Annotated in this window: 5 protein-coding genes and 1 pseudogene; 1 reads left to right on the forward strand and 5 read right to left on the reverse strand. The window is 75.0% G+C overall.

Going from position 1 to position 5971, the window contains the following annotated elements; genetic code table 11:
- From ACFV0Q_RS37235 to ACFV0Q_RS37255, 5 genes are all read right to left on the reverse strand, one after another.
- Positions 1 to 607: hypothetical protein (locus ACFV0Q_RS37235; RefSeq protein ID WP_385011859.1), on the reverse strand; the 607-nt coding region annotated here is incomplete at its 3' end.
- Positions 604 to 2223 carry a serine/threonine-protein kinase gene (locus tag ACFV0Q_RS37240; protein ID WP_385011861.1) on the reverse strand — a complete coding sequence of 540 codons (1620 nt, stop codon included), beginning with the start codon at positions 2221 to 2223 and terminating at the stop codon, positions 604 to 606. The genes ACFV0Q_RS37240 and ACFV0Q_RS37235, both read right to left, overlap by 4 nt.
- Before the next feature lie 142 nt (positions 2224 to 2365).
- A complete protein-coding gene (locus tag ACFV0Q_RS37245; protein ID WP_385011863.1) occupies positions 2366 to 3622 on the reverse strand; it encodes a Tm-1-like ATP-binding domain-containing protein in 1257 nt (418 codons plus the stop codon).
- A 48-nt stretch (positions 3623 to 3670) separates the two neighbouring features.
- The gene (locus ACFV0Q_RS37250) at positions 3671 to 4150 is read right to left on the reverse strand and encodes an NUDIX domain-containing protein (RefSeq protein WP_385011864.1); all 480 of its coding nucleotides are present in this window, start codon (positions 4148 to 4150) and stop codon (positions 3671 to 3673) included.
- Between the two features lie 30 nt (positions 4151 to 4180).
- Complete coding sequence (locus ACFV0Q_RS37255; protein ID WP_385011866.1) at positions 4181 to 5248, reverse strand: cation diffusion facilitator family transporter; 1068 nt, start codon at positions 5246 to 5248, stop codon at positions 4181 to 4183.
- A 160-nt stretch (positions 5249 to 5408) separates the two neighbouring features.
- Here ACFV0Q_RS37255 and ACFV0Q_RS37260 point away from each other — a divergent pair.
- Positions 5409 to 5804: pseudogene (locus ACFV0Q_RS37260) on the forward strand (FHA domain-containing protein); the annotation flags it as partial.
- Between the last annotated feature and the right edge of the window lie 167 nt (positions 5805 to 5971).

Below are 5971 nucleotides of genomic sequence, written 5' to 3' on the forward strand. Positions count from 1 at the left end.
GGCGGCAGCTGTACGTGAACTCCGCCGCGGCGGTCCGCTCGTCCGGGGAGATCAGCTGGAGCTCGGCCCGCGCCGGGTAGCGGCCGGTCCCCTGGAAGGTCCACAGCAGGTGCAGCGTTGCCTCCCGGCGCCCGCTCGGCACCCGCTCCGTCAGCTCGTCCGACCGCGTGCCGTCGCTGCGGACCCAGCGGTAGGTGAGGGTGCCGGGCCGCCCATTGGTGTGTACGACGGCCACCACATCGGCGGCCGCGTCGCAGCCGGGACCCGCCGGGTCGGTGGTGACCGCCAGGTCCCGGACGACGACGGCGGGCCCGAACCGCTGCCAGCCCAGATAGGCCAGCACCAGCGCCAGCACGGCCGCGGCGAGGGTGTACCGGCGCCAGCCGCCCCCCGCGCGCCGCCCGGGCCGGACCGGGGCGGGCGCCAACGGGAACGGCGCGGGCAGTGCCGCCGTCACCCCCGGCCCGAAGCGCAGGACGGACCCCTCGACCCGGTCGGGCGCGGCGTCGGCGGGCGGCGGAGGGCCGGTGAACCAGTGGCTGCCGAGGACCGTCGCGCTGTACTCGTCGTCCTCGTCGGCGGCGTGCGGGGCGCGGGGATCGCTCATCGCGGCACCTCCTGGTCCTGGCAGCGCAGCAGCTGCCGCGAGTCGGCGGCCGCGCCGGTCGCGGCGGCCGGCTTGGTGGTGACGCGGACGCCGCCGTAGCAGCCGTGCCCCCGGCCGAAGGTGTGGGAGCGGACCACGGGGGCCAGGGACCCGGCCTGCACGACGACCGTCTCGGAGCCGTCGGCCACCGCGTACTCCCCCTGCGCGGAGCCGAGGTACCACTCCAGGACCACCGTCACCGGGCCGCTCCCCTGGGCGGCGACCGAGACGGTGGCGTCGCCCCGGTAGACCCCGGGCTTGAGCGAGACCTTCACGTCGGTCACCTTCAGGGTGGGCGTCGGCGTGGGCGTCGGGGACCAGGACACGGTCGGCTTCCCCGTCGGGCTCACGGAAGGGCTCGGGCTCGCCGGGTACGAGGGCGTCGGCGTCGGGGACCAGGACGGGGAGGGTGAAGCCGACGGGCTCGGGGACACCGCGGGGGAGACCGACGGGGAACCCGGCGGGGACGCGGTCGGGCCCGGGGCGGGCGACACCGGCCCGGGCGGGGCCGCGCTGGTGGTGGCGAACGCGCTGAGCGCCGAGGCCCCGGGCGGGGTGCCCCCGACGGCGTCCGTGGTCAGCACCAGCACGGCGCCCAGGACGAGGGCCAGCCCGGCCGCGAACCAGCCGGCCCGCCCCGGGGCCCAGCCGGCGCCCCGGCCGATCGAGGTGGTGGCCACCGCCGTGGTGCCCGCCGCGGCGGCACCGGCCGAGGGGAACAGCAGCGGCAGCAGGGCGGCCAGCGCGGCCAGCTTGCGCTGCCCGCGCCGCTCCCACCCGGGCCCGTACGCGGCCAGGGCCAGCGCCTCCAGTTCCGCCACGAAGGCCTCGGCGTTCTCCGGCCGCTGCTCCGGCCGCTTGGCCAGGCCCCGGCGGATCAGCGGCCGCACCGGCTCGGGGGCCTCGGTCTCCGGCACCGGCGCCTCGATGTGCTGGACGGCCAGCTCCGCGAAGTTCTCCCCGTCGTAGGGCTTGCGGCCGGTCAGGCACTCGAAGAAGGTCGCGGTGGCCGCGTACACGTCGGCGGCCGGCGAGGCGGGCTCCCCCTGCCACTGCTCGGGCGCCATGTAGGCGGGGGTCCCGGCCACCCCGGGGGTGGTGCCGCGGCCCGCCGCGATGCCGAAGTCGACCAGCTTGGAGGAGCCGTCCGGGGCGACCAGTACGTTCTCCGGCTTGTAGTCGCGGTGGACGACGCCCGCCCGGTGGGCCGCGGCCAGCCCGAGCAGCGAGCCCTTGAGGACCACCAGCGCCGCTTCCGGCTCCGCCCGGCCCGACTCCCTGATCACCGCGCGCAGGGAGATCCCGTCGACCAGCTCCATGACGATCGCGGCGCCGCCCGGCGCCTCCACGTACTCGTACAGACCGACCACGTACGGGGATCCGAGCCCGCCGAGCAGCCGCGCCTCCGCCCGGAACTCCCGGACGAAGGCCGGGTCCCGGCGCAGCCGCTCCGAGAGGTACTTCACCGCGACCGCCGTGCCGGTGGCCGCGTGCACCGCCAGCACGACCCGGCCGCTGCCGCCCGCGCCGAGCTCCCGGACCTCGTCGTAGCCGGGCACCGTCCAGCCGTAGTCCATCGTCCGCCCCCGTCCGTGGCGTCACCGGCCCCCGAGGGTGCCCGGCCGGTCGTCCCCCGACCGGCCACCCACGAGGACACGGTTTCCGCCACGGCCGGTTCCCAACCGCTCCGTGCGGTCCGGGCTCCGCCGTCCGCTGCGCTCAGGCTGCGGCCGAGACCGCGCCGATCATCGCGTGCAGCCGGTCGGCGGCCGCCCGCCCGAACGCCGGATCGTTGATGTGGGTGTCGTAGTCGTAGAGACGGGCGGCGCTCCCGAGCAGCCCCTCGCGCAGCGCCGTGAACAGCGCCCGGTCCGCGCCGGGATCGTGGTAGGGGCCGCCCGGCGCACCGAGCGTGGACAGCCCGCGCAGCGGCAGGCAGACCGCCGTCGGCCCGGTCGCCGCGCGGAGTTTCGCCGCGACCCGGCGGCCGAGTTCCGCGCATTCGGACTCGGTCGTACGGATCACCGTGATCGACGGGTTGTGGACGCGGACCCGCCGGTAGCGGGCCCGTTCGGGCAGGGACTCCAGCGGCCCGAACTTCACCATGTCCAGCGCCCCCAGGCTCACCACCTGCGGGATCCCCGCCCGCCCGGCCGCGCTGAGCCGGTCGGGCCCGGCCGTGAGGATGCCGCCGCACAGGTCGTCGGCGAGCTCGCTGAGGGTCAGGTCCAGCACCCCGGCGAAGATCCCCTGCCCGGCCAGGGTCTCCAGGGTGCGCCCGCCGGTGCCGCTGACGTGGAAGACCAGCACCTCGTAGCCGAGTTCGGTCAGCCGCTCCCGGGCCGCGTCCACGCCGATCGTGGTCACCCCCGCCATGCTCGCCGCGACCAGCGGCCGCGCGCCCGCCCCCAGCCGGGCCGGGCGGCGCAGGTCCATGGAGGCGCGCTGGAACCCCTTGGCCATCCCGGCGACGGCCTCCACGGCGTTCGCCAGCACCGGCGCCGAGACGCTGTTGATCCCGGCGATGTCCACCACGCTGTACATCATCGTGATGTCCGCCGATCCGACGTACGGGGCCACGTCCCCGGACGCCATCGAGGAGACCATCACCTTCGGCACGCCCAGCGGCAGCGCCCGCATGGCCCGTGTCGCGATCGAGGTGCCCCCGCTGCCCCCGATCGCGAGCACCCCGTGCAGCCGGCCCTCGGCGTGCAGGCCTAACAGGGCCGCCTCGGCGCCCCGGGCCATCGTGGTCACGGCCGCGCCCCGGTCGGCGGCCTCCCGCAGCCGTGACAGTTCCGTTCCCGCCGCCCGCGCCACCTCTTCGCGCGGTATGTCCGCGGGCACCCGGGGCTCGCCCATGATCCCCGTATCGACCAGTACCACCTCGACGCCGGCGCGCAGCAGCCTCTCGCGCAACCAGCCGTACTCGACACCCTTGGTGTCCAGGGTTCCCACCAGCACGACGCTCGTCATATGTGCAATGTCCACGCAGGTGGGGTTTGTTGGCAAGTAAAGGTCAGGTCAACCCTCCAGGAGCACCAACAGTCGCTCCAGGAACGGAATTTGACTGATCATCAGCTTGTTTCGGGCCAGCGGGGGAGCGAACCAGGCCACCCGGTCCAGCTCCGGGAACTCCTGCTCCCGCCCCGAGTGCGGGGGCCACTCCATCGTGAACGTCCCGGGCTCCATCAGCGCCGGATCGAGGTCCGCCTCCACCGCCCAGATCGTCACCAGCTTCCCGCTGCTCAGCCGCACCTCGCCCAGCGGCAGGTACGCGCCCTCCGGCGGCGGCAGCCCGAGCTCCTCCGCGAACTCCCGGCGGGCCGCGTCCCGCGGTGTCTCGTCCGGCCCGTACTCGCCCTTGGGGATCGCCCAGCCGCCCGCGTCCCGGCCCGCCCACAGGGGTCCGCCCATGTGGCCGAGCAGGACCTCCGTCGCGCCGCCGGTGCGGCGGAACAGCAGCAGGCCCGCGCTGCGCTTGTGCCTCTTCGGCTCCGTCATGGCTCCATGTATGCCCCGGCCGGCCCGCGCTCAGTGCGCGTGCGGGCCTTCCCGGTGGACCGGGCCGTGCGCGTCAGCGCAATGCGGGTCCTCGCCGCCCGGCTCCTCGCCCGCCCGGCCGACCGACAGCAGCGCCTCCTGCGCGTGGTCCACCTGGAGGGTGGTGTGGGTGATCCCGTACTCCTTCGCCAGCAGCCGCTCCAGGTCCCGGCGTACCGCGTGGCAGTCGCCGTCGGCCTCCACCAGGACGTGCGCGGACAGGGCCGCCTGCCCCGAGGTGATGGTCCAGATGTGCAGGTCGTGCACCTCGGTCACGGGCGGGTGCCCGACCAGGCGGTCACCGACCGCGTCCGGGTCCATGTGCGCCGGGGCGGCCTCCAGGAAGATCCGGCCGGACTCGCGCACCAGCCCGTAGCCCGCCTTCACCATCAGCACCACCACCACGAGCGTGGCGATCGAGTCGGCCTGCACGAAACCGGTGGTGAGCACGATCAGACCGGAAATCGCCGTCCCGATGAAGGCGAAGAGGTCGTTCAGAATGTGCTGGTAGGCGCCCTCCACGGCCAGCGAGGACCGGTTGGCCCGCGAGATGCACCAGGCCGCCGCCACGTTGACCACGATCCCGGCCAGCGCCGTCACCAGCACCAGTCCGCCCTCCACCGGCGGCGGGTCGATCAGCCTGCGCACCGCCTCGTACGCCAGCCAGGCCGCCAGCAGCAGCAGCGTCAGGCCGTTGGCCTGGGCGGAGAGGATCTCCGCCCGCTTGAGGCCGTACGTGAACCCGCCCCGCGCCGGGCGCGCGGCCAGCCGCATCGCGATCAGCGCGAGCACGATCGAGACGGCGTCGGTCAGCATGTGCGCCGCGTCGGAGATCAGGGCCAGCGACTGGGCCATCACGCCGATGACCACCTCGACGGCCATGAACCCGCCGATCAGGGCGAGGGCTATGCCCAGCCAGCGGCGGTCGGCGTCCGGGTCCACACCGTGGCTGTGCCCGGCGTGCCCGTGGCCGTCGCCGTGCGCGTGGCCCGCCTGCCCACCGGTGCCGGCGTGCTCGTCCTCGTGCACGTGTGCGTCCGCATGGTCGTGCCCGGTCATGGCATCCCCCGTTTGTTCGGTTCCGACGCGTGAAGTGAAGCGCACCTCGCCGGGATCGGCAAAGGCTGCAACGGGGACCGTTGTCATTCCCTTTAAGACCCCTCTGACCTGCGGGTACGCTGCCCGCGCCGGGCGCGGCCGATCGTGGGAAGATCTCCCCATGGTCCAGCGCCCCGGTGCGGACACCGCGCCCGAACTCGTCCTCGAAACCGCCAGGGGCTCGACCGACATGAGCCCGGGGCGGACCTACCACGTCGGCCGGGACCCCCTCTGCGAGATCTGCCTCGACGACGCCCGCGTCTCCTGGCACCACGCGGTCCTGCGCCCCGACGGCGACCACTGGACCGTCGAGGACGAGAACAGCACCAACGGCACCTGGGCCGATGGCCACCGCGTCCACGCCTGGAACGTCGGCCCCGGCAGCGAGCTGCGTTTCGGCAGCGCCCTGGACGGCCCGCGCGCCGTCCTGTCCGTCCGTACGCCCCCGCCCGCGGCCGCCGCACGCCCCGCCCCGCCCCCGGCGCCCGCCCCGCCCCTGCCCCCGGCCCCCGTCCCAGCCCCCGTCCCGGTGGCGGACCCGGCGCCGGTCGCGCCTCCGGTCCCGGCCCCCGTCCCGGTCGCGCACCCCTGTGTTGTCCTGGGACGTTGGTGACACGCGTGCTGGGTTCTTGAAATGGGTGAGGGCCTCCGGGTTCGGTGTGGATTGCGACATCTACATCGATC

Source organism: Streptomyces sp. NPDC059564 (genome assembly GCF_042735575.1).
GTDB lineage: Bacteria > Actinomycetota > Actinomycetes > Streptomycetales > Streptomycetaceae > Streptomyces.

What these genes read in the sequence shown, in the direction of transcription:
- ACFV0Q_RS37240 (WP_385011861.1), bottom strand. Translation starts at nt 2,223, where the DNA reads ATGGACTACGGCTGGACGGTGCCCGGCTACGACGAGGTCCGGGAGCTC.
- ACFV0Q_RS37245 (WP_385011863.1), bottom strand. Translation starts at nt 3,622, where the DNA reads ATGACGAGCGTCGTGCTGGTGGGAACCCTGGACACCAAGGGTGTCGAG.
- ACFV0Q_RS37250 (WP_385011864.1), bottom strand. Translation starts at nt 4,150, where the DNA reads ATGACGGAGCCGAAGAGGCACAAGCGCAGCGCGGGCCTGCTGCTGTTC.
- ACFV0Q_RS37255 (WP_385011866.1), bottom strand. Translation starts at nt 5,248, where the DNA reads ATGACCGGGCACGACCATGCGGACGCACACGTGCACGAGGACGAGCAC.